15 protein-coding genes are annotated in these 24,038 nt (G+C 61.2%); 14 read left to right on the top strand and 1 reads right to left on the bottom strand.

Features of this window, described 5'->3' with window-relative positions:
• Positions 1 to 2: 2 nt before the first annotated feature.
• From D2E23_RS00910 to D2E23_RS00870, 9 genes are all read left to right on the top strand, one after another.
• Complete coding sequence (locus D2E23_RS00910; RefSeq protein ID WP_126029132.1) at positions 3 to 1,532, top strand: glutamate synthase subunit beta; 1,530 nt, start codon at positions 3 to 5, stop codon at positions 1,530 to 1,532.
• 48 nt (positions 1,533 to 1,580) lie between these two features.
• On the top strand, positions 1,581 to 2,030 hold the full coding sequence (locus D2E23_RS00905; protein ID WP_126029131.1) for a tripartite tricarboxylate transporter TctB family protein: 450 nt from the start codon (positions 1,581 to 1,583) through the stop codon (positions 2,028 to 2,030).
• Between the two features lie 136 nt (positions 2,031 to 2,166).
• The gene (gene glgA, locus D2E23_RS00900) at positions 2,167 to 3,405 is read left to right on the top strand and encodes a glycogen synthase (RefSeq protein WP_126029130.1); all 1,239 of its coding nucleotides are present in this window, start codon (positions 2,167 to 2,169) and stop codon (positions 3,403 to 3,405) included.
• Between the two features lie 105 nt (positions 3,406 to 3,510).
• Positions 3,511 to 4,368 carry an ABC transporter ATP-binding protein gene (locus D2E23_RS00895; RefSeq protein WP_126029129.1) on the top strand — a complete coding sequence of 286 codons (858 nt, stop codon included), beginning with the start codon at positions 3,511 to 3,513 and terminating at the stop codon, positions 4,366 to 4,368.
• Positions 4,369 to 4,497: 129 nt separating this feature from the next.
• Complete coding sequence (locus D2E23_RS00890) at positions 4,498 to 5,586, top strand: tRNA (adenine-N1)-methyltransferase (protein WP_126029128.1); 1,089 nt, start codon at positions 4,498 to 4,500, stop codon at positions 5,584 to 5,586.
• Positions 5,587 to 5,627: 41 nt separating this feature from the next.
• Positions 5,628 to 6,185, top strand: coding sequence for a SixA phosphatase family protein (locus D2E23_RS00885; RefSeq protein ID WP_126029127.1), 558 nt, complete (start codon positions 5,628 to 5,630; stop codon positions 6,183 to 6,185).
• Between the two features lie 193 nt (positions 6,186 to 6,378).
• Positions 6,379 to 8,676, top strand: a complete 2,298-nt coding sequence (gene metE, locus D2E23_RS00880) for a 5-methyltetrahydropteroyltriglutamate--homocysteine S-methyltransferase (protein ID WP_126029126.1) — start codon at positions 6,379 to 6,381, stop codon at positions 8,674 to 8,676.
• 2 nt (positions 8,677 to 8,678) lie between these two features.
• Positions 8,679 to 9,527, top strand: coding sequence for a methylenetetrahydrofolate reductase [NAD(P)H] (gene metF / locus D2E23_RS00875; RefSeq protein WP_126029361.1), 849 nt, complete (start codon positions 8,679 to 8,681; stop codon positions 9,525 to 9,527).
• Between the two features lie 179 nt (positions 9,528 to 9,706).
• A complete protein-coding gene (locus D2E23_RS00870; protein ID WP_126029125.1) occupies positions 9,707 to 12,808 on the top strand; it encodes a bifunctional [glutamine synthetase] adenylyltransferase/[glutamine synthetase]-adenylyl-L-tyrosine phosphorylase in 3,102 nt (1,033 codons plus the stop codon).
• Positions 12,809 to 12,928: 120 nt separating this feature from the next.
• On the opposite strand, the gene D2E23_RS00865 is transcribed toward D2E23_RS00870, so the two are convergent.
• Positions 12,929 to 14,713, bottom strand: a complete 1,785-nt coding sequence (locus D2E23_RS00865) for a sigma factor-like helix-turn-helix DNA-binding protein (RefSeq protein ID WP_164520608.1) — start codon at positions 14,711 to 14,713, stop codon at positions 12,929 to 12,931.
• A gap of 146 nt (positions 14,714 to 14,859) precedes the next feature.
• Between D2E23_RS00865 and D2E23_RS11510 the strand changes: the two genes are divergently transcribed.
• The 5 genes from D2E23_RS11510 (at position 14,860) to pglX (ending at position 24,005) form a co-directional block, all read left to right on the top strand.
• Positions 14,860 to 15,021 carry a hypothetical protein gene (locus D2E23_RS11510; RefSeq protein WP_164520591.1) on the top strand — a complete coding sequence of 54 codons (162 nt, stop codon included), beginning with the start codon at positions 14,860 to 14,862 and terminating at the stop codon, positions 15,019 to 15,021.
• A 61-nt stretch (positions 15,022 to 15,082) separates the two neighbouring features.
• Positions 15,083 to 15,688, top strand: coding sequence for a DUF1819 family protein (locus D2E23_RS00860; protein ID WP_126029360.1), 606 nt, complete (start codon positions 15,083 to 15,085; stop codon positions 15,686 to 15,688).
• 31 nt (positions 15,689 to 15,719) lie between these two features.
• A complete protein-coding gene (locus D2E23_RS00855; protein WP_126029123.1) occupies positions 15,720 to 16,424 on the top strand; it encodes a DUF1788 domain-containing protein in 705 nt (234 codons plus the stop codon).
• 55 nt (positions 16,425 to 16,479) lie between these two features.
• Positions 16,480 to 20,187, top strand: a complete 3,708-nt coding sequence (brxC, locus tag D2E23_RS00850) for a BREX system P-loop protein BrxC (protein ID WP_126029122.1) — start codon at positions 16,480 to 16,482, stop codon at positions 20,185 to 20,187.
• A complete protein-coding gene (gene pglX / locus D2E23_RS00845; RefSeq protein ID WP_126029121.1) occupies positions 20,184 to 24,005 on the top strand; it encodes a BREX-1 system adenine-specific DNA-methyltransferase PglX in 3,822 nt (1,273 codons plus the stop codon). Before brxC ends, pglX begins: the two co-directional genes overlap by 4 nt.
• Positions 24,006 to 24,038 lie beyond the last annotated feature (33 nt).

Genomic DNA, 24,038 nt, shown 5'->3' with positions numbered 1-24,038 from the left:
ACATGGGCGATCCTAGAGGTTTTCTGAAGGTCCGTTCCCGTCATGAGCTCGCGGAGCGTCCGGTCCAGGAACGCATCAAGGACTGGCTGGACGTCCACGCCGAGTCCGGTCTGCAGCCGTGGACCCAGGAGCAGGCCGCACGTTGCATGGACTGCGGCACGCCGTTCTGCATGACCGGCTGCCCGCTGGGCAATGTCATCCCCGAATTCAACGATCTGGTCCGTCAGGGCCAGTGGGAGGACGCCTACGGCAAGCTGTCCATGACCAACAACTTCCCCGAGGTCACCGGCCGCATCTGCCCGGCGCTGTGCGAATCCGCCTGTGTGCTGGGCATTCACCAGCCGCCGACGATGATCAAGCTCGACGAGCAGACGATCATCGACCAGGCGTGGAACCTTGACTACGTCAAGCCGCTGCCGCCGCAGCGTCTGACCGACCAGACCGTCGCCGTCGTGGGTTCCGGCCCCTCGGGCCTTGCCTGCGCCCAGCAGCTCACCCGCGCCGGCCACACCGTGGTCGTCTACGAGCGCGCCGACGCCATCGGTGGCCTGATGCGCTACGGCATCCCGAACTTCAAGCTCGACAAGTCCCTGATCGACCGTCGTGTGGAGCAGATGGAGGCCGAGGGCACCCGCTTCGAGACCAACGTGGAGATCGGCAAGGACATCTCCTGGGACGATCTGCGCTCCCGTTATGACGCCGTCGTGGTGGCCATCGGCTCCACGGTGCCGCGCGACATGAAGTTGCCCGGCCGCGAGCTGGACGGCATCCACTTCGCCATGGACTTCCTGCCGGACGCCACCCGTCGCGTGTGGGGCAAGAAGCCGGTCAACGACATCACCGCCAAGGACAAGCATGTGGTGGTGATCGGCGGCGGCGACACCGGTTCCGACTGCCTCGGTACCTCGATCCGTCAGGGCGCGAAGTCCGTCACCGTGCTGCAGATCATGAGCAAGGAGCCTTCCGAACGTCCCGCCAACCAGCCGTGGCCGACCTACGCCCGCATCTACCAGAAGACCTCCTCCATGGAAGAGGGCGGCACCTACGTGTACGACACCGATTCGGTGGAGTTCGAAGGCGCCACGGATCCGAAGAACGTGCATGAGATCGACGGCGCCACCGCCGAAGGTTTCGTTGCCGATGAGCGTGGTCACGTCACCGGCCTGAAGATCGTGAGCGTGGCTCCCGGCGAGAACGGTCCGTTCACTCGTCAGCCCGGCACCGAGCGCGTGATTCCCGCCGATCTGGTGCTGATCTCCGTGGGCTTCCTGCACCCCGAGACCGACACGCTGGTGGACCAGCTGCCCGTCGAGCTCGACCGTCGCGGCAACGTGGCAAGGAACGACTCCTTTGCCACCAGTCAGGACGGCGTGTTCGCCTGCGGCGACGCCGGCCGTGGCCAGAGCCTCGTGGTGTGGGCGATCTCCGAAGGCCGCTCCTGCGCCGCCGCCGTGGATCGCTACCTGACCGGCTCCACCGAGCTGCCCGCCCCGATCACCGCGTCGAAGCGTCCGATGATGCTCCCTCGCTGACCAAAGGGTTATACTCGCAGTCAGTGATACGTCGTCAAAGGAGCGATTATGCCTAACCGAGCAGAACGACGCGCCAATGCCAAGCGCAGCCGTCGTGGAACCACCAGCCAGCAGCAACGTCCGCAGGCCCGTTCCCGTCAGGGACTGGTCGACGAGTACGCCTTGCAGGAGCGGTCCGTCCGATTGGAGAACGGACAGACCGCCGAATGGAAGCCCACGGCAACCACGGACCTGCCTGAGCAGTCCGCGTCGTCCGCTCGTACAATGCGCAAGCCCGGCGCGCCCCGAGGGGTGCGAGGCTGGCTGCGCTTTGTCAGCTGGGCGCTGATCATCCTGTCCGCCATCGCGTTCCTTGTGGTCATGTGGATCCCGGGAATGCCGACATGGGCCACCATCGTGGTGGCCGCGGTGTTCGCCGTGGGAGTGCTCAGTCTGTTCTTCGTGGCCGGCAATCCCAAGGACAATCCGAATCTGGACGAATACGGTACAGCCGTCTAACGCGTGTATGGCGTGTCGGGTCTGATTGGACCGACCTTCTCGCAAATTCACGCGAAACATGTGATGAACCGCCGGACTTTCCGGCGGTTCTTTCATATACTGGGATATGTTGTTCATTTGTTCAAAGGAGACGCCAATGAAAGTCGATATCCTCACCCGTGAGTATCCGCCGCACATCTATGGTGGTGCAGGAGTTCATGCCGAGGAGCTGTCCAAGGTGCTGGCGGAACGTATCGACGTGACCGTCCGTGCGTTCGACGGTCCGCGCACTTCCGACGACATTCCGGCGATCCCCGGCGACTCGCCCAAGGGCAGCCTCAACGTCGTGGGATACAATACGCCCACCGAGCTTGCCGATGCCAACCCGGCGCTGAAGACCTTCGGTGTGGATCTGCAGATCGCCAATGATGTCGATGCGGACATCGTCCATGCCCACACTTGGTATGCCTGCCTGGCCGGTCGTCTCGCCCAGCAGCTTCACGAGATCCCGCTGGTCATCACCGCGCACAGCCTCGAACCGTTCCGTCCGTGGAAGAAGGAACAGCTCGGCGGTGGCTACAACCTGAGCTCCTGGGCCGAGCGTGACGCCTATGAGCACGCCGACGGCATTATCGCCGTGTCCGGCGGCATGAAGGAAGACATCCTCGCCGCCTACCCGAACGTCGACCCCGACAAGGTGCACGTCGTGTACAACGGCATCACCATGAGCGAGTTTGCCACCCCCGCGGATGATGATCCGGGCTGGGGCGTGTTCGATCGCTATCACATCGACCGCAGCAAGCCCACGCTGCTGTTCGTCGGCCGCATCACCCGCCAGAAGGGCCTGCCGTACCTGCTGCAGGCGCTGCACTTCGTGGACAAGGACGTGCAGGTCGTGCTGTGCGCCGGCGCCCCCGACACCCCGGAGATCATGGAGGAGGTCAAGAACGCCTTCGCCGAACTCGACAAGGAGCGCGGCAACATCATCTGGATCGAGGAGATGCTGCCCAAGCCGGAGCTCAGCGCCCTGGAGCACGGCTGCGACGCCTTCATCTGCCCGAGCATCTATGAGCCGCTTGGCATCGTGAACCTCGAGGCCATGGCCTGCGGTCTGCCCGTGGTCGCCAGCGCCACCGGCGGCATCCCCGAGGTCGTCGTCGACGGCGAGACCGGCTACCTTGTGCCGATTGACCAGCTGCACGACGGCACCGGTACTCCCACCAACCCCGACAAGTTCGTGCACGACATGGCCGACGCCATCAACAAGGTCATGCGCGATCCCGAGCTCGCCAAGAAGATGGGTGAGGCCGGCTACGCTCGCGCCCGCGACGTGTTCAGCTGGGAGACCATCGCCGACCGTACCATCGAGGTGTACAACAAGATCATCAACGGCTGACCCGAGACGCTGTCGACGGATACAGCCGGTAATCCGGTAATCATGACGGGCTCCCCACGTCGGGAGCCCGTCCCATGTCACGAGGAAACCACGAGGACCTGATCCATGAACAATGCGAGCACCGACATCGCCCTGCAGCTCACCGACGTCGAATTTCGCCGCAGCCGCCGCGTCATCGTCACCGGCGTGAACCTCACCATCCGACGAGGGGAACGCTGGGTGCTGTTCGGCCCCAACGGCATCGGCAAATCCACGCTGATCGCCATGATGGCCACCCGCAAATACCCCAGCGAGGGCACGGTGGACATCCTCGGCAATCGGCTGGGCAAGGTGAACGTGTTCTCCTACCGCAACAGGATCGGTCTGTCCTCGGCCGAACTGTCCCGAGCGTTCCCTCCCGATGAGGATCCTCTCGACGCCGTGGTGACCGCGCTCACCGCAACCACGGGACGCTGGCGCGACACCTACACCGACGAGGAAATGAATCGGGCCCGTGACCTGATGCGCCGGTTCGGCATCGACTACCTCGAAGGCAAGCAGATGTGGCGTCTTTCGGAAGGCGAACGCACGCGCGTGCTCATCTGCCGCGCACTCATGGCCGATCCCGAACTCGCCATTCTCGACGAGCCGACCACGGGGCTTGACCTCGGTGGCCGAGAACTGGTCGTCAAGACGCTGGGCGATCTGGGCCGGGAGCAGAGCGACCGCGCCGTGATTCTGGTTACCCACCGACTCGAGGAGATCCCCGAGGGATTCGACCATATCGCCGTGATGGGCAGGATCGAGGGCGACGAGAAGCTTGCGCACGAGACCAAGGTGCGTGGCGGCGATCCCGCGCCGGGAACCATCATCTACACCGGTGACCTGGAGCATGGCCTGACCACCGAACGGGTGTCGCGCATCTTCGGATTGCCGCTCACCGTACGACACGAAAACGGTCGCTGGCAGGCATTCGCCGAGTGACGCCGAATCGGTGCCGGCAGGCATGTCCGGCACGTGTATTCGGGCGTTTGTCGCACTGTCTTGCCAATCTGTGCAAGGCGAAAAGGCGAGATCCAGCCATGATCCACGAGAATTCACAGGAGGATGACGATGGTGCGTCGAGGACCGTTGCAGGCCGGCGAAAAGGTGCAGCTCACCGATCGTAAGGGCAAGAAGATCACCGTGCAGCTCATGGCGGGGGAGGAGACCCAGACCGAGCGTGGCGTGATCCGTCATGATGACATCATCGGCGGTCCGGAAGGTGCGGTCGTCGTCACCCTCACCAGCGAAGGCAGCGTGGAAAGCGCCGCCGAAGCCTACCGTCACAATCCACGCAAACCGTGGAAGAACACCCGCAAGATCGGCGGATGGCAGTACACGGTCATGAGACCCCGACTGCAGGACTTCATTCTTTCGATGCCTCGTGGAGCACAGATCATGTACCCCAAGGACATCGCCCAGGTCATCGAGGTGTGCGATATCCGTCGCGGCATGCGCGTGCTCGAATCCGGCGGCGGCAGCGGCGCCATGGGCCTGCATCTGCTGGACGCCGTGGGCGAGGACGGTGAACTGACCACGATCGAGATGCGCCCCGAGTTCGCACGCGTCTGCGAGGCCAACGCCACCGTGTACTTCGGCGAGCGCCCGGCATGGTGGAACCTGCTCGTCGGTGATTTCGATTCGAAGTCCCAGGATCTTCCCGAGCACTATTTCGACCGCATTTTCCTGGACATGCTCGACCCGTGGAATCGTTTGGAGAACGCGTGGCGGGTCATTGCCCCGGGCGGTGTGATCACCTGCTATGTGACCACCACGACGCAGCTGAGCCGCGTGGCCGAGGCGATGCGTGAATCCGGGCAGTGGACCGAGCCGGAGATCAGCGAAACCATGGAACGCGGATGGAAGGCCCAGGGTCTTGCCGTACGACCGAACCATGAGATGATCGGCCACACCGGCTTCCTGATCACCGCGCGCGCCATGGCCCCGGACGTCGAGGCGTTGCACAAGCGTCAGCGTGCCACCAAGGACACGTATTCGGATATCGACGAGCTCACTCCCGAACAGCAGCAGGCGCGTCTGGAGGAGCTTGAACTGCGTGACATCTCCGACCGTAAGCTTCGCAAGGTGCTCAAGGATCTGGACACGCAGGTGGCAAATATCGCCAAAAGCACCGGCCGGGGTGAAAATCTGCCACAATAGAGTACACGGACGTTGCAGCCGTCCGTCGAAAGGGGCAGGGAATGGTCAACCTGAACAAGGTCGCCAAAAAGACCAAATCATATGAGTATCAGCTCATCATCATGCGTCATGCCAATGCGGAGTCCGGATCCGGCAAGAGCGATGTGGATCGGGAACTGACGGATAAGGGTCTCAAGCAGGCCAAGAAGGTCGGCAAGGCGCTGGCCGTGATGTCGCTGATTCCCGATCAGATCCGTTGCTCGGGGGCCACGCGCGCCCGCCAGACGCTGGAGCGCATGCTCAAGTATTTTGGCGACAAGCCGGGCGTGGACTATCGCAAAAGTCTGTACGAGGACGGCATGCAGGCCATTCTCGGCGAGATGAGTCATATGAAGCCCAAAACGAAGCGTCTGATGATCGTGGGTCATGAGCCCACGGTGTCGTCCGCGGCTCAGTGGCTGGCCTCGCCTGACTCCGATCCGGCGTTGCTCAACGTGCTTGGACTGGGACTGTCCACCGGCTCGGTGGTCATTCTCGGCTCTGACAAGCCGCTCGCCCAGTGGGATCTGCGCAGCGCCCATCTGATCGCCATCCTCACCCCCAAGGACTGCGCGGCATAGTCGTAATCAATCAGCTCTCGCCCTCATTCGTGACCGTTCGTACGTGTGTTTGCATAACACTGAGCGGTCATAAATGAGGGTTTTGCTGTTATAAACGCCTGCTATGACGACACCCAAAATCGGTGGATATCCTTGATTCGCGCCAAGTTTGTTAACCTTTTTGCGGTTTTCACTCACATCGTATTGGAGAATTATGAGCGCACTGACATCCGTCATCGGATTCCCCCGCATCGGCAGCAACCGACAGCTGAAGAAGGTCATCGAAGGCTACTGGAAGGGCGCCAACAGCCTGGAGGACGTCAAGGCGACGTCCGCCCAGCTGCGTGCCGAGCATTGGAAGCTGCAGCAGCAGGCCGGCGTTGACCTGATCCCGAGCAACGACTTCAGCTACTACGATCAGCTGCTCGACACGGCCATCCTGCTCGGCGCCGTTCCGCAGCGCTACAAGGATCTTGGCCTGAACGCCGAGGATACGCTGTTCGCCATCGCCCGCGGCTATCAGGGAGATAAGGGCGATGTGACCGCCCAGCCGATGAAGAAGTGGTTCACCACCAACTACCACTACCTGGTTCCGGAGATCACCGCCGACACCGAGATCGCCCTGACCGGCACCAAGCCGTTCGACGAGTTCAACGAGGCCAAGGAGCTCGGCATCGTCACCAAGCCCGTCGTGATCGGTCCCTACACGTTCCTCAAGCTCGCCCGTGGTGCCGAAGGCGCCGATCTGGAGCTCACCGACAAGCTCGTGGCCGACACCGCCAAGGCCTACGCCGACCTGCTCGCCAAGTTCAACGAGCTGGGCGCCCAGTGGGTGCAGCTCGACGAGCCGTACCTGGTGCTCGACAAGGAGGAGGGCGACCTCGACCTCTTCACCAAGCTGTACACCACCATCCTCGCCGCCAAGGGCAGCGTGAAGGTGCTGCTGCAGACCTACTTCGGCCACATCGCCGACACCTACAAGACCGCCATCGACCTCGGCTTCGACGGCCTCGGCCTCGACCTGATCGAAGGCAAGGACGAGAACCTCGCCGCCATCGAGGAGTACGGCGTGCCCGCCGATCTGACCATCTTCGCCGGCGTGATCAACGGCCGCAACATCTGGCGCAACAACTACGCCGTGAGCCTGGGTCTCGTCGACGCCGTGAAGACCAAGACCGCCAACGTGGCCGTCTCCACCGCCGACTCCCTGCTGCACGTGCCGTTCAGCACCGCCGGCGAGGACAAGCTCGACGCCGACGTGCTCAAGCACTTCGCCTTCGCCGTCGAAAAGCTCGACGAGCTCAAGGAAGTGGCCGACCTTGCCGATCTGGACGACGCCGCCCGCGCCGCCGACGCCAAGCTCGCCGCCAACCAGGAACTGTTCGACGGCACCCGCGTGGCCGCCGACCCGGCCGTGCATGAGCGCGTCGCCAAGCTCACCGACGACGAGTACGTGCGCCAGCCCGCCCGCGCCGAACGCCAGGCCATCCAGAAGAAGGAACTCGGCCTGCCTGTACTGCCCACCACCACGATCGGCTCCTTCCCGCAGACCCGCGAGGTGCGTTCCACCCGTGCCAAGTTCCGCAAGGGCGAGATCTCCAAGGCCGAGTACGACAAGTTCATCGCCGCGCAGATCGACGAGGTGATCGCCAAGCAGGAGGAGATCGGCCTCGACGTGCTCGTGCACGGCGAATTCGAGCGCAACGACATGGTCGAATACTTCGGCCAGAACCTCAACGGCTTCCTGTTCACCAAGAACGCCTGGGTGCAGTCCTACGGCACCCGCTGCGTCAAGCCTCCGATCGTGTGGGGTGACGTCTCCCGCGCCAACCCGATCACCGTGGAATGGAGCTCCTACGCCCAGTCCAAGACCGACCACGTGGTCAAGGGCATGCTCACCGGCCCGGTGACCATCCTCAACTGGTCCTGGCCGCGCGAGGACATCACGCACGAGGAGCAGACCACGCAGCTCGCGCTCGCCATCCGCGACGAGGTGCTCGACCTCGAGGCCGCCGGCATCAAGGTCATCCAGATCGACGAGGCCGCACTGCGCGAGAAGCTGCCGGTGCGCCGCTCCGACTGGCACAAGAAGTACCTCGACTGGGCCGTGCCCGCCTTCCGTCTGGTCCACTCCGCCGTCAAGCCCGGCACCCAGATCCACACCCACATGTGCTACTCGGAGTTCAACGACATCATCCGCGACATCGACGCGATGGACGCCGACGTGATCTCCTTCGAGGCCTCCCGCGGTGATCTGGTCGTGCTCGACGCCATCCACGACGCCAACTTCGAAACCGAGGCCGGCCCCGGCGTGTACGACATCCACAGCCCGCGCATCCCCTCCACCGAGGAGATCGTCGACCGTATCCACGAGATCCTCAAGAAGATGGACGTGGAGAAGGTGTGGATCAACCCCGACTGCGGTCTGAAGACTCGTGGCAACGCCGAAACCTGGCCGAGCCTTGAGCACCTGGTCGAAGCGACCCGCAAGGTGCGCGCCGAACTCGCGTGATCATGCACAAGCCGATCTTTTCGCTTGAGGTGTTCCCACCGAAGCGCAACGCTCCGGTGGGAACCATCTATGACACACTCGACGGACTGGAAGGGCTCGACCCCGATTTCATTTCGGTGACCTACGGTCACGGCACCCAGTCGGACCGTACCGCCACGGCGCGCATCGCCCACACGATCCGCTCCGAATACGGCATTCCCACGGTCGCGCACCTGACCGCGTTGTACTCCGATCATGAGGTCGTCGATCGTGCTCTCGACATGTTCGATGAAGCCGGCGTCACCGCCGTTCTGGCGTTGCGTGGCGACGAGCTTCCCGACCACGAGTCCGTCGGCGTGTTCCCGCACGCTAGCGATCTGGTGGCCTACATCCGCGAGCGCAGGCCGTCGTTGAAGATCTTCGGCGCCTGCTATCCGGAGGGGCATTATCAGGCCGAATCGTTGGACAAGGACATCGAGAATCTGAAGATCAAGGTGGACGCGGGTGCGACCCATCTAATCTCCCAGCTGTTCTACGACAACGAGGATTTCTATCGGTTCCTTGACAAGGCTCGTGCCGCCGGCATTGATGTGCCGATCGAGGCTGGCATCATGCCGGTGCGTGGCGCCAAGTCGGTGCGACGCATGGCCGAGCGTAACGCTTCGCGTATCCCCAAGCCGCTCGAGGCCATTCTCGACCGGTGGGAGGGCAATCGTGACGCGCTGCACGCGGCGGGTATCGCCTACGCGTCGCAGCAGATCAATGATCTGGTGGCGAACGGCGTGGATGGCATTCATCTGTATTCGATGAACCATCCGGGCACCACCCGGCGCATCTGGAACAACGTCAAGCCATTGTTCCAGAAGATCTGACCGACACCGGCCGCGGTCAAACGTCGTAGGACACCGGCCGCACCGGTCATACGGACAATACCTACGGACAACAACGAGGGGTTGCGTTCCCGATACATCACGACGGGAGCGCAACCCCTCGTCGCGTATTCGTTCCGATTGCGTCGTTTCAACGTTGTCAGCCGCTAAAATGGAACACCATGGAAGCTTCACGATTGCCATTGCGCGAGATCATCAGGGCCGGGATCTCCGATCTGGACAAGGCGCAGAACCTGTTCGCCACTCTTACATCCCTCGGAGTGGAGGGATACTATCGTTCGGAACTGCTTGAAGCCCTGTCATCCGCATTCGACCCGGACACCGCGCTTCGGCACGTGACCGAGCTCGCCCAACGCGTGCACGATGCCGGCGAGCCACTCGAATCCCTGTTCACCGGGCTCGACGGACTGTCCCGGCTCGTTGCCGTGCTCGGCGCATCCGACGAGCTCGGACGCCTCATGCTCAACCGTCCGGACCTGATTCGGGCCGTCACCACCGGAACCGGATACGAAACCCACCTGTGGAACCGTGACCAGCGTCGTCGGGCCATGCTCGAACGCATCGGCGCCGATCCGGAAGCCGCCACACCGGTCAGCGGCAAACCCATCGCCGAATCCACCACCGAACTGCGCCGCTGCTACCGTGAGCAGCTTGCCGCCATCATGGCCAAGGACGTCACCGCCGACGATCCGCTCACCATTCAACCCACCACCAGCCGATGCCTGTCCGACCTGGCCGATGTGGCCCTCGAAGGCGCGCTCGCCATCGCCCGTCATGAGGTCGCCGGCAGCGAACGATGCCGTTTCGCCATCATTGGCATGGGCAAGCTTGGCGCCCGAGAGCTCAACTACGTTTCCGACGTTGACCTCATCTACGTGGTCGAACCCGCCGACCCCGAACTTGGTCACGAGCAGCTCATCCGCGTCGGCACCAAGCTCGGCGTCACCCTGCAGCGCGTCTGTCAGTCGGTGGTCATGGGCGTCGCCGAACCGGTGCTTTGGCAGATCGACGGCGGTCTGCGCCCGGAAGGCAAGGACGGCCCGCTGGTTCGTACCCTCGACTCGCATCTGGGCTACTACGACAAGTGGGCGGAAAGCTGGGAGTTCCAGGCGCTGCTCAAGGCGCGTCCCGTCGCCGGTGATCCCGAACTCGGCAAGGAATACTACGACCGTACCCGTCCGCTTGTCTGGTCCGCATCCAAACGTAAGAACTTCGTCTACGACTGCCAGCAGATGCGCAAACGCGTGGAGGATCTGATCCCCAAAGCTCAGAAGGACCGCGAGATCAAACTCGGTCGTGGTGGACTGCGCGATGTGGAATTCACCGTGCAGATGCTCCAGCTCGTGCACGGTCGCACCGACGAGGCCCTGCACACCGCCAGCACGCTCGACTCCCTGCAGGCGCTTGCCGCCGGAGGCTACGTGTCGCGCAAGCAGGCGGCGCGACTCGCCGTGGACTACAGTTTCGAACGCGTGCTCGAACACCGTCAGCAGATGTGGGCGCTCAAGCGCACCCACCTGTTCCCCGATCTGGGCAAGGGCAACGCCGGCGGCATCGAGACGCAGCGTCAGCTCGACCGAGACGAGGTGCAGAACAACGCCGAACTGCGCCGCCTGTCCCGCGCGCTCGGCCTGCACCCCGAGGAACTGATCGAACGGTACGACGCCACACGCCGCGAGGTACGCAAACTCCACCTCGACATCTACTACCGGCCCATGCTGCCCAACATCGCCACGCTCGGCGAGGACGAGATCACGCTGAGCGCCGAGGCGACCAGGGAGCGCTTCGCATCTATCGGATTCGCCGACCCGGAGAGCGCGGTCCGCCACGTGCAGGCGCTCACCAGCGGCATCAGCCGTTCCGCGAAGATCAACCGCATTATCCTGCCCGCCGTGCTGCAGTGGCTCGGTGACGGTCAGAACCCCGACATGGGACTGCTCGCCTGGCGCAAGCTCGAGGAGAACTTCGGTCAGGGAAGCGACTATCTGGGCTTCCTGCGCGACTCCGCATCCGCCGGACAGCGTCTGTGCCACATCCTGTCGAACTCGCGCTACCTTGGCGACGCGATGAACAAGTCCATGGAGTCGGTGACCTGGCTCGGCCACGACGAGGAGATGCAGCCACGCACCCGCGAAAGCCTGAACATCCAATGCCATGCGGCCCGCACCCGATACAGCGACCGGATCAACGACTTCGCCACTGTGCTGCGCGCCATGCGCCGGCACGAGATCGAACGCATCGGTCTGGGATGGATGAGCTCGGTGATCGACGACATCCAGAGCCTCGACGCCATGACCACCGTGTACGACGCGCTGATCGATTGTGCGCTCAACTGGTCGCTCGACAACCAGTGCCGGGAACACGGCTATGACGAGCCGCCGGCGAGACTGACCGTCATCGGCATGGGACGATACGGTGGACGCGAGGTCAACTTCAGTTCTGACGCCGACGTGATCGTCATCTATCGGCCGAACGGGGGAGTGGAGGACCGGACCGCGTTCACCTTCGCCAAGAACGTGGTGGATGATCTACGTCGCATTCTCATGGGGCCGATCTCCACCGAGGCCAAGATCGAACTTGACCTCGATCTGCGCCCCGAAGGCAAGAACGGCCCGCTCGTCCGCTCCTATGAATCCTGCCGCGAATACTACACGTCGTGGGCGAGCACATGGGAGCATCAGGCGCTGCTGCGCGCCCGGTACACGGCCGGAGATCAGGCGCTCGCGCAGGATTTCCTCGAAATCATCGCCGCACCATTGCGATACCCGGCCGGACAGCTGACTGAGACCGAACTCATGGACATCCGCAGGCTCAAGGCCCGTGTGGAGGCCGAACGACTGCCTCGAGGCGTGCGCCGCGAACGGCATCTCAAGCTCGGCAAGGGCGGTCTGTCCGACGTGGAGTGGACCGTGCAGCTACTGCAGTTGCAGAACGCGCACGAGCATCCCGAACTGCAGGTCGTCTCCACATTACCGGCGCTCGACGCGCTCGAACGGCTCGACAAGATCGATGCCGATGACGCCGCCACCCTGCGCAAGGCGTGGACCATGGCCACCAACGCGCGCAACGCGAACTACCTGTGGTCCGGTCGCGCCAACCGTGCCGACGTGCTGCCCGACGACGCCTACTCGCTGGGCGGCATCGCCGCCGTGCTCAAGCGCCCCGCCCACCGCGGACAGGACTTCGAGAACGAGCTGCTCGGTGTGATGCGCCGCTGCCGCGAGGTCACCGACCGTCTCTTCTACGGCAAGGAGGCAGAGTAGGGGCGGCCGGCCGGTCGTAACGGTGGCAGTGAATTTGGGTATAACCGGATCATGAAGGACGTGTTTTCGATCTCTTCGTGATGCGGTTATACCCAGATCCGTGATTCCGTCGGACCTCGACTACTCCGCCAGCGAGTCCACCAGATCGGCGAGGTCGTCATCATCGCGCTTGCGCAGACGCGCAGCGACATCGCCGGCGACGGAATCGGCCGGCAAACCGATCGACTGCGCCAAGGCGGAGATGACGGCCTCGGGGTCGGCGGTCTCCTCGACTCCGGACAACGCGACAACATCGTGCAGCGGATCCCCGTTCAATGACGACGCCGACACGATGTCGAAGGTGCCATCATCCCCGAACCGAAGAAACACCTGCATACCGGCAGCCAGACCGTACTGGCCGAAGAACCGCTTGATGGTACCCAGATTCGGACTCATGCCATTCCAATACACGTGCTGCACACCCGCCGGCGACTGCAGTTCGCGCTCGCCGGAGAACTCGATGCCGAGCACGTTCGCCAAGGCCAAGGGAAGGACGCTGCCGCTGCCGCGTTCATGCTCCTTGGTCAGCGTGACGCGCAGTATCCAGGCGTCATTCCTGCGGAACAGGCGTGGCGCCTCGTACGGGTCGTTGTCGGCCTTCAGCTGATCGGCATCGGCCACGGTCACCACGCCGCGAGCCGTGTGGAACGGAGGAAAGGCGGCGTATGAGATGATGCTTCTCTCCGAAGCGCCGGACCGTCCGGCGATCTCCTTGACCAGCTGGTCGAGATCGGCCGACCCGCCATTGCGGTCGAGGATCCGCTGGATCTCCCCACGGATGCTGGAGTACTCGGGCATGCCCCAGATCACCAGCCCGTACTTGTCCTTGCTGACTCTGATGATGCGTTCATCCCTAGCCATGGCGTTGCGCATCGAAGTCATGCTCCGACGTTTGGGATCGGCGCTGCTCAGCTCGTCAAGGGTCAATGGACGATCCTTGACATACAGCAAGGCCGCGGCGAAGTCCTCCACGCTGCGGCAGGAGACGAACGCGAAGTCATCCACCACGATCAGCCCGCAGTACTGCAGCCACAATTGAAGATTGCGAGCGCTGTCGTCGATCTGGTCGGTCTTCGCGTGCGAGGCGGTGCCGCCGATACGCACCACACCGAATCCGTTCGCGTCGGCCGACAGCGTCTCGTTGACGAACCGTTTCGCATCGGCGATGGACGGCGCCGCCATCCACCCGTCCGCGATTTCGAACCGTGGCTCCATTTCGAGCTCCTGCACCAGTCTCCACATCGGCACGTCCACGAGAGGAACGTTCTCGCCGAGCAATGGCATATGTTTGAAGGCCGCGGATTGCGGCAGGATGTCTCCCTCATGGCGGAACAGATCACGCAATTGCGTGGGAACCTCCGACTCATTGAGGAGACTTGACAGCTGTGCCTTCATCTCCTTTTCGATCTGACGCACCCGTTCCCTCGTAATACTCTGCTCCTTGCCGATCTCATCCAAAGTCTTCGGATCATCCGACAGCATGCGTGACGAGAGGATATCGAGGCGACGCTGATCATAGGAGCACAGCAGCGTATACAGCGATCGGATCACCTCGGGCCGATCATCGATGCCATGCTCATCGTCGAACATGTCCGGATCATCGGTGGACAGATCGGCGAGCGCATCCAGATCCTCCTCGCTGAGGAAGTTCGAATAATCGTCCGGCTCGGCGATCACATCGGCCCGGGCGCTGTTGATACGAGTGATGGCCTCCCATATCTCCTGCGGCGCCCGTTCGACGATGTCGCTACTGACGGCGACCAGTGGCGTGCCTCCCAGACCGTTGGATTTCGCCCACTGTGCGACGTTGACCAGGTCGGCGCAGAAATCATTGAAATTCGTGATGGTCATGGCGTCGTCGCTCATGAGCCTCCCCTTCCGTACGGTGCTTCGTGCGCTGTGATTCCAGCAATGTTTCCCATGGTAGTGCCGCATTCGCGAATCGGCGGGATTGCGGGTCTCGGTAGGGGAGACCACGTCGAACCCGTACGGTTCGATTGGGAAAGGAAGCGATGCGACGTCCCCAGCAGGTATGGCTGTCCGCTGGAATTTTGATTCTTTTGATATTTTTGATTCTTTTGAATTTGGATAAAACGAAGCGGGAGACCGAACGCGGTGAGGTTGATTTCGCAGTGCCGTTCCTTCGCGAATATCTGCGTCGCGCCGCGGCGTGATTGCCATGACGATGATTCGGGATGTAGACTGAAATATTCGTGTGAATCAAGAAGGAGCGTGATGGTGGCGGATCGGTATCGTTTATCGTTCACGGTCGGGGGACTGCTGACACGACAGGGCATAGACGTCGCCAGAACGTTCCTGGATTGCGGGGATTGGGAGCAGTCCCGTCTGATCGTGCTGGACGGTGACCGGTTCGGTGTCAGAACGCTGGCTGCCGCCAAGCGCATCGCTAGGGAGACGATCAAACGACTTGGTGCGCTTTCCGAGACCGAGCTGCGATACCTTGCATCATCAGACACGCCCATCGAGGATTGCGACGCGATCATGTGGGTGGCGATGTGCCGATACTACGAACTGGTGGGGGAGTTCGCCAACGAGGTGCTGCGTGACCATTATCTGCTGGGCTTGCCCAGCGTGACCTACGCGGATTACGACCGGTTCGTGCTTAAGAAGACGGTATGGCATCCGGAGCTGGAGGAGCTGAGCGAATCCACGGCGAAGAAGCTGCGTCAGAACGTGTTCAAGGCCATGTTCGAGGCGAAACTGCTGGAACGTGAGGGGAATATCGTCGTGCCTTCCCTGCTGAGCCGTGAAGTTACCGATATTCTGAAGAATAGACCTGAATCGTTCGGATTCTTTCCGATGAGCGAATACGAATCGTGATGAGCCGGCAAGAGCAAGGAGGAGCAGCGACGTGGCAGTCAGCAATACGGTACAGCGTGATCCGCGAGACATCGAGCGTGAGTTCGAAAGCCTGTTCGCCATCATGCGCAGACCGTCCTTCCGTACCGGCAGCGACACCGCAGGCGAGCCGGCGAACTACATTTACGCGTATCCGCCGGTCAAGGAGCTCGAAGTGGAGCGGCGCACCGACCAGCTGGCGAATCGTCTGCGAAGCATGACCATGCCATCCCCGGCCGAAACCGCTCCTGGCGTGCTGATCATCGACCTGTACGAGACCGCCATCCAGGTGCTGCGCGACAGCCGGATCTTCGAACGGGTGCTTAGGAAGGAGCCGAGACTACACCGGGCCTCGCCGGACGGAGAGATACCCGACATGTTTACTCAGTCGTTGATTGACAAGCTCAGCCCGGACAAGGATGATCTGATGGACTCCATCGCCGAACAATACCGACAGGCGCGGGAGCATAAGCAGGGCGACATCGTATTCATCACCGGTGTGGGCAAGGTGTACCCGTACATTCGCACGCACATACTGATGGAACGCATCCAGCTGGTGTTTGAGCAGACTCGGCCCGTTGTGCTGTTCTTCCCCGGCACCTATGCGAAGACGGCGAGCACGGTGTCCACCATGCGCCTGTTCGACCGGCTTGAATCGAGCAACTACTACCGCGCATTCAGTCTGAACGCGATGGAGGATCCGCTCGCCGACGAATAGCCGTGCGAGAGCGAAGTTTGATTGATGGCGTGATTGCGAGCAAAGGAGCGAGAATATGACTGATGAGACGATGAGCGGAACGATGACGTTGAAGAGCATGTTCGTCAAGGACATCGATCAGCGGATCGACGGTGTGGTCAAGGCCAGCGACGACAAGAACCTCAGGGACGAGATCGACGAATATGTGCTGACCAACGAGATCCAGCAGAGTCTGGATAACCTGTTGAGCGAATATGATGCTCCGGGCGCGCATCATACGAATGGCGTGTGGATCTCAGGCTATTTCGGTTCCGGTAAATCCCACCTGTTGAAGATCCTCTCGCATATTCTCGGTGACACCCCCGATGCGTTCGTCAGTGATCCGGCCGCCCGCATCCCCAGAGAGCAGGCCGTTCGCACGCTGATGCGCAAGGCCAGGGAAGCCGGAAACTACGAGCTTGAGGGACTGTTGCAGCGCAGCCTCGGCATTCCCGCCACCTCGTTGCTGTTCAACATCGACAGCAAGTCGCAGGGCAACAAGGAAACCGCTACGGCGGACGCGTTCGCACGCGTGTTCAATGAGGCTCGCGGCTATTTCGGAGCGAACCGCTACATCGCCAAGTTCGAGCATGATCTCGACAACAACGGCAAGCTCGAAACCTTTAAGCAGCTGTTCGAGGAGAAGACCGGCAAGTCGTGGGAGGAGGGCCGTACCGAATCCCAGTTCTGGGACGAGGAGATCAGCGAGGCGTTCACCGAGGCGACCGGCAAGCCCACGCGCGAAGACAGGACGATCATCGCCGACTATCAGACGCAGTACCGTCCCACCATCGCCGACTTCGCCGACGATGTGAACGCCTGGCTCAACACGCAGGATCCGAATCATCGCATCCTGTTCCTCGTGGACGAGGTCGGCCAGTTCATCTCGAACAAAACAGAGCGCATGCTCAACCTGCAGTCCGTGACCGAGGAGCTGTTCACCCGCACCAACGGCCGGGCATGGGTCCTCGTCACCTCGCAGGAGGATCTGGACAAGGTGGTGAAGGACCGCACCGTGAGCCAGGGCCTCGACCTGACGAAGATCAAGGGCCGTTTCGACATCAACATGCGACTGAGCAGCACCGACGCCATCGAGGTGATCCAACGCCGTCTGCTTACCAAGACCGATGAGGCGCAGACCGAGCTCGAACGGCTCTGGCAGCGTGAGCAGGGCAATCTCGGCACCCTGTTCGACTTTCAGGGCGAGGGTGGCGCCCAGCAGTTCCGCACGAACCAGTTCGGTTCCGAAGAGGACTTCGTCAGCTCCTACCCGTTCATGAACTACGAGTTCGGCCTGTTCCAGAACGCCATGCGCGGCATGTCCGACTCCGGATTCTTCGAGGGCTCTCACCGTTCCGTGGGCGAGCGCTCGCTGCTCAGCACCGTGAGCATTGCGCTGACGGAGAGCCGGAACGTGCCGTTCGGCGGCATCGTTCCGTTCAGCAAACTGTATGATGGCATCGCCGGTACTCTGCAGACCTCGGCGAACTATCGCATCAACGAGGCGAACAATCGTCTGCCGGACAACGACGACAAGCCGTTGGCGCTGTCTCTGCTCAAGGCGCTGCTCATGGTCAAGCATGTTCAGGGGTTCAAGGCCACGGTGCGTAATCTCCGCGTGCTGGTGCTCGACAGGTTCGGCGAGGACATCCCTGAACTGGAGGCTCGCATCACCCGGGTGCTCGACATGCTCGAGACCGAGAACTACGTGCATCGCAACGGCGAATTCTACGAGTACTTGACCAATGAGGAGCAGGAGGTCGAGAAGGAGATCAAGAACGTCGACATCGCCGACACGGATATCCGATCGTTCATCCACGAGCTTCTCAGCCAGGATATTCTGCGCGGCCGTCTGCAGATCGAGCACGGTCCGCAGAAGACCCCGTTCAGGTACAACATCGCCATCGACGGCGCGAACATCGGCCGCGCCCAGGCGACGGCGCTTCACCTTGTCACGCCGCTGATCGATATGACGGGCGACAATACCAGCATCGAGAACAAGGTGCTGCGCAGCTCCGGTGAGCGCAACGTCGTGCGCATTATCCTCCCTGAGGAAAAGACGTTCATCAGCGACGTGATCATGTACGAGAAGACCGAGAAGTACGTGAAGGTGAATCTGCGCAACAAGGAGACGTCCGAGCAGCGTGCACGCATCATCAGTGAGAAGAGCGCCGCCCTGACTGGCATGCGTCTTACGTTGAAGGCCACGCTTCAGCAGACGATCATGCAGTCCACGTTCGCCTACAACGGTGCGGTGTTTGAACCGAAGTCGTCCACGGCCGAGGGGCGCATCGTCGAGGCCATGGACATGATGATCGGCAAGTTCTACTCGAACTTCAGCATGCTCGGCGGTGTGAAATACGACGAGAAGGGTCTGGCCAAGGTGCTGTCTGACGCGCAGACCCCGGACGATGAGATGCTGCCCGGTACGAGTGACGCCCGTGCCAGGCTGGACGCGCCCGTGCAGGACGTGCTCTCGTTCATCCTGCTGAGGTCGAAGACCATTCGCCCCACCGTCCGTGCCATCATCTCCCATTACGAGGAGCCGCCGTACGGCTGGCCGTACGCTGCCACCCTGGCGTGCCTGCTGCACCTGTATGGCACTGGCCAGATCCAGCTCACGCTGGATAGTCGTAAGGTGGAGCGGACCGCTGTCGTCACTCTGCTGACGAACTCGAAGAAGCAGGATTCCATCGCCGTTGAGGTGCCTAAACAGTACGACCAGAGCAAGGTGAACCGTCTGCGCCGCTTCTACGACGAGTATTTCAGTTCATCCCACGGCAGGCTGCCTGCCGACCCGGTGGACATGGCCGGGTTTATTCGCAACGCGTTGAGCGATGAGACCGTGCAATTGCAGAGTCTGGTCGACCGCAATGCCCGGTTCGCGTTCGTCCGGCAGCTGGAACCGGTCATCGCATGCCTGCGTCGGGTGGTGAACCATGGCGACCAGTGGATGCTTGAATTGTTCGTCACCGGCAGCGAGGACGACAACGACGAGCAGCTGCTCGACGACAAGGACGATACCGTCGATCCGATCAGGCAGATCCTCAACGGCGCGCAAAGGACCGTGCTCGTCGATTGCGTTGACTATCTGAAGAGCAACGAATCGAACTTCACACTCGCACCGGCCGACCTGCAGACCGCACGAGACGAAGCCCTGGACATGGCCGGCGATACGAAGCTGTTCCGAGGCAACCGGATCAACCAGCTCAAAACCAAGGTGGACGGGATCCGCGAGGCGCTTGACCAGAGGATCGCCGAGGAACGCGACCAGGCGCTCGCCGTCATCACGTCGGTGCAGGAGAGCATCGTCCAGTCGGAATCCTACGGGAACGCGACCGAACAGGCACAGAAGCAGGCGGTTGCTCAGCTGGAAGCGGCGGCCGGCAAGGTGAGGTCCGTCAAGTACATTGCGGATATCCGGCAGACTGCCGACAACGTGCAGAAGACCCTGTATGCGGAACTCGTCACTCGATTGGACGCCGCCGTTCGCGACGAGAAGAAGACCACGGGCAATGGGGCGGAGCCCGCGGTGCAGCCCGGACGACATGTCAAGACCGTTGCCGAGCCCGAATCGAAGGAGACGCTGGAGCCTACGGTGCGACGAAGCGTCTTCATCACCACGATCCCCGCGCCCAAACCCGTGACGGCGTTGGAGAACGAGCATGACGTGGACACGTTCCTCGAAGCCTACCGGCGCACCCTTATTCAGGCCATCAATGAAGGAAAGAAGATCCTGCTGTGAACACGAACAAGCTTCAGACGTTTGCCTCCGAATCCCGTACCGAGCTGATGGCCTCGATCGCCGTCCGAGTGCGAACGGTGTTGGCCCCCATGTCGTCGGCCCGAGCGGATGTACCCGAAGTGGTCGGCCGTTTGGAGGAGATCATCCGTGAGGCGGGCGGCGGCGACGCCGGCCGTGCGGCCGTGGTGGAGCGTTACGCCTACCGGTGGTTCAACAGGATCATCGCCTTCCGCTACATGGACGTGCTCGACTATACGGACGCCCATGTGGTCTCCGCCGAGGACGTGTCGGCCACGAACGGCCTGCCGGAGGTGCTGTCCGACGCGTTGCGCGGCGTCTATGACCCCGACGTGTTCGAGAACGATCGCGTAAACCGTGATGCCGGCGTGCAGAGCACGGTCGAGGCGCTGATAGACGGCACTCGAACGAGCGACGACCCGCAGGGTGAGGCGTATGGTCTGTTGTTGCAGGCGTACTGCCGCCACTGGCATGAGTCGATCCCCTCGATGTTCGAAGGTGAGGAGAATCTTGACCGCAAAGTGGACGAACTGCTCATGCCCACCGACCTGTTGGCCTCCGACTCCGTGCCGCGCCGCGCGCTGGAGGCGATGACTCCCGAGGACTGCATCATTGTCGGCGAGGACGGCGAGCGCCGCGGCAACGTGGAGGTCATCGGCTGGCTCTACCAGTTCTACATCTCCCAGCGCAAGGATGAGGTGATGGCCGGCTTCAGAAAGCGTGCCAAGGCCGGCGCCGCCGAGATCCCCGCCGCCACGCAGCTGTTCACCCCGGACTGGATCGTACAGTATCTGGTGCAGAACACCGTCGGTCGTCTCTGGATGCAGTCCCACCCCGAATCCCAGCTCTACAAGAAGTGGGAATACTACATCGATCCCACGTCGTCGGTATCGGACGAAACGAACCCCGCGTCCTCTGCCTCCCCCTACCAGGGGGAGGTGTCGGCGCAGCCGACGGAGGGGGTTTCCGATTCCGTACTAACCATCGACACTCCCGAAGACCTCACCGTCTGCGACCCCGCCTGCGGTTCCGGTCACATGCTCACCTACGCGTTCGATCTGCTCTACGACATCTACGAGGAGCAGGGCTACGGTCCCAACGAGATCCCCGGTCTGATCCTGGAACACAACCTCTACGGCATGGAGATCGACGAACGCGCCGCGAACCTCGCCTCCTTCGCTCTGACGATGAAGGCCCGCGACCGTTACCGTCGCTTCTTCCGCAAGCACGTGCGCCCCAACATCCAGCGCATCGAACCGGTATCGTTCACCGACGACGAGGTGCATGAGCTCAACCAGCAGTACGCCGTGGATCTCGACCCCGAAATCTGGAACACCTACGCCCAGGCCGACATCCTCGGCTCCCTCATCCAGCCTTCGCCGCAGCTCGCATCGTTGGCTTCCCAGGTTTCCTCTGATGCGGAAGCCTTTGCGCCAAACGTGACTGAGGGAGATAATAGCATCGCTTCGGAGCAGCCCGCGCTCCTCAGCGACACCCTTGTCAACCACGAAACACTCGCTGAAAAAGCCAAGATCGTCTTCACTCAGACCCGCTACCTTGCCCGCAAATACACGGCGGTCGTGGCCAACCCGCCCTACATGGGTTCAGGCAACATGGGCGCCGAGCTGAAGGACTACGTAAACCGCAACTACAAGGGCGGCAAGGCCGACCTGTTCGCCGCGTTCATCCTGCGTAACCTGCAGCTGATCCAGCCGAATGCACTGCTGGGCATGATCACCATGCAAAGCTGGATGTTCCTCTCCTCGTTCGAGAACCTGCGCAAGGATTTGCTCGCCACCAACACCATCGAAACGATGGCCCATCTGGGCGCCGGCGCATTCGACTCGATCGGCGGCGAAGTAGTTTCGACCACGGCTTTTACCATTCGTCGTGCCGCGGCTCGAAATGGTGAACGAGGCTCATATATTCGTTTGGTTGATGTACAAGGCGATGCGAATCAGGCGAAGGCATGCTCGAGGATCGCTGGCTCCCCTCGCCGAGGGGAGCTGTCGGCGCGGCCGACTGAGGGGAGTGACACTTCGAAGATCTTCACTGTCTCACAGTCCGATTTCACTCAAATTCCGGAGTCGGCTATTGCCTATTGGTTGCCTAAAAGGGTTCTTGCTGCTTTTTCGAAGGGTGTACCTCTTCGGAATTTTGTTCCACCTCGTCAGGGACTTGCAACAGCGGACAATAATCGATTTGTTCGTTTATGGTGGGAAGTGAACTATTCGTGTAGTTCATTCAAATGCGATACGCGTGAGCAGGCTGCTGCGAGCGGTAAACGCTGGTTTCCATATAACAAAGGTGGTGAGTTCCGCAAATGGTATGGAAATCGAGATTATTTAGTAAACTGGGAAAAAGATGGCAGCGAAATTCGTTCTTTTGGTACTGAGTGTGGAGGTCGTGTTAAGTCACGTCCGCAGAATATAGATTTTTATTTTAGCCAGTCCATTTCATGGTCGACGGTGACATCCGGGAATCCCTCTTTTCGTTTTGACGGTACGGGGGTAATCTGTGATCAAACCAGCGGATTTCTTGCTTCGTCAAGCGATGAGAATTTGCAAGTTCTTTTATCTATTCTCAATAGTTCGACAGCTGTAAAATTGCTAAATGTACTGGGATCCTCTACGCATTATATGCAAGGTCCGGTTGGATATGCTCCTATTAAGAGAGACATCGGTATTGATGCTATTGAAAAGCTTATTGCTTCTTCGCGATTCGATTGGGATTCTTATGAAACCTCGTGGGATTTCGCGAGGTTGACAATTTTGAAATATGCGAAATCTTCCCAATCAGATAGTGATTCTTTTAATATGGGCTTAAGCTTATCCGAAATTGTTCCCAATTGTATTACTAGATGTAAGGTGTCAGCAAGAGAGCAACAGTCTTATGAAGTACAAAACAATGAGCTAGTGGCGGATGCCTATGGTGTCCGTGATGAGGTTTCGTGCGACGTGCCGATTGAACGCGTCTCACTGAAGCGGAATCCGGCGTTCGTCTATCCGAAGAACACGCCCGCCGAGCGCGACGAGCTCATGGCTCGTGATCTGGTCAAGGAGCTGATCTCCTATGCGGTCGGTTGCGTGTTCGGCCGCTACAGCATCGACAAGCCGGGACTCATTCTCGCCTCGCAAGGGGAGACGCTTGACGACTACCTGTCGCAGATCCCGGAGCCGCGGTTCATGCCTGACGAGGACAACGTGATTCCGGTCACCTCGGATGAATGGTTCGAGGACGACATCGTCTCCCGCTTCCGCAAGTTCCTCGGTATTGTCTACGGCGAGGAGCACCTGAGTGAGAACGTGGCGTACATCGAATCCATGCTCGGCAAGGACCTGCGCAAGTATTTCGTGAACGACTTCTACAACGATCACGTGAAGATGTACAAGAACCGTCCGATCTACTGGATGTACTCAAGCCGCACCGACAACAAGGGCTCGTTCAAGGCGCTTGTATACCTGCACCGGTACACACCGCAGACCACGAGCAACGTGCTCGGCTACCTGCGCGACTACACCGCCAAGCTCGACGCCCAGTCCAAGCGTTTGCTCGCCTCCGACTCCGCCCGTGATGTGCGCGAGGGGGAGAAGCTGCAGTCGGCGATCACCGAATGTCGCACCTACGAGGACCGCATCCTCTACCCGCTCGCCACCCGAAACCTCGAGATCGACCTCGACGACGGCGTGCTGGTGAACTACTTGCGCCTCGGCGACGCTCTTCGTTCCATCCCCGCCCTGGAACGCAAACGCAAAGAAGTAACCACCTGGACCTGGCCCCACCACAAGCTAGAAGGATGAGGGAATATCTCTTTTCATTTAAGAGGAATGGGA

The organism is Bifidobacterium callimiconis, assembly GCF_003952005.1.
Taxonomy (GTDB): domain Bacteria; phylum Actinomycetota; class Actinomycetes; order Actinomycetales; family Bifidobacteriaceae; genus Galliscardovia; species Galliscardovia callimiconis.
This window is presented reverse-complemented; position numbering and strand designations above follow the sequence as displayed.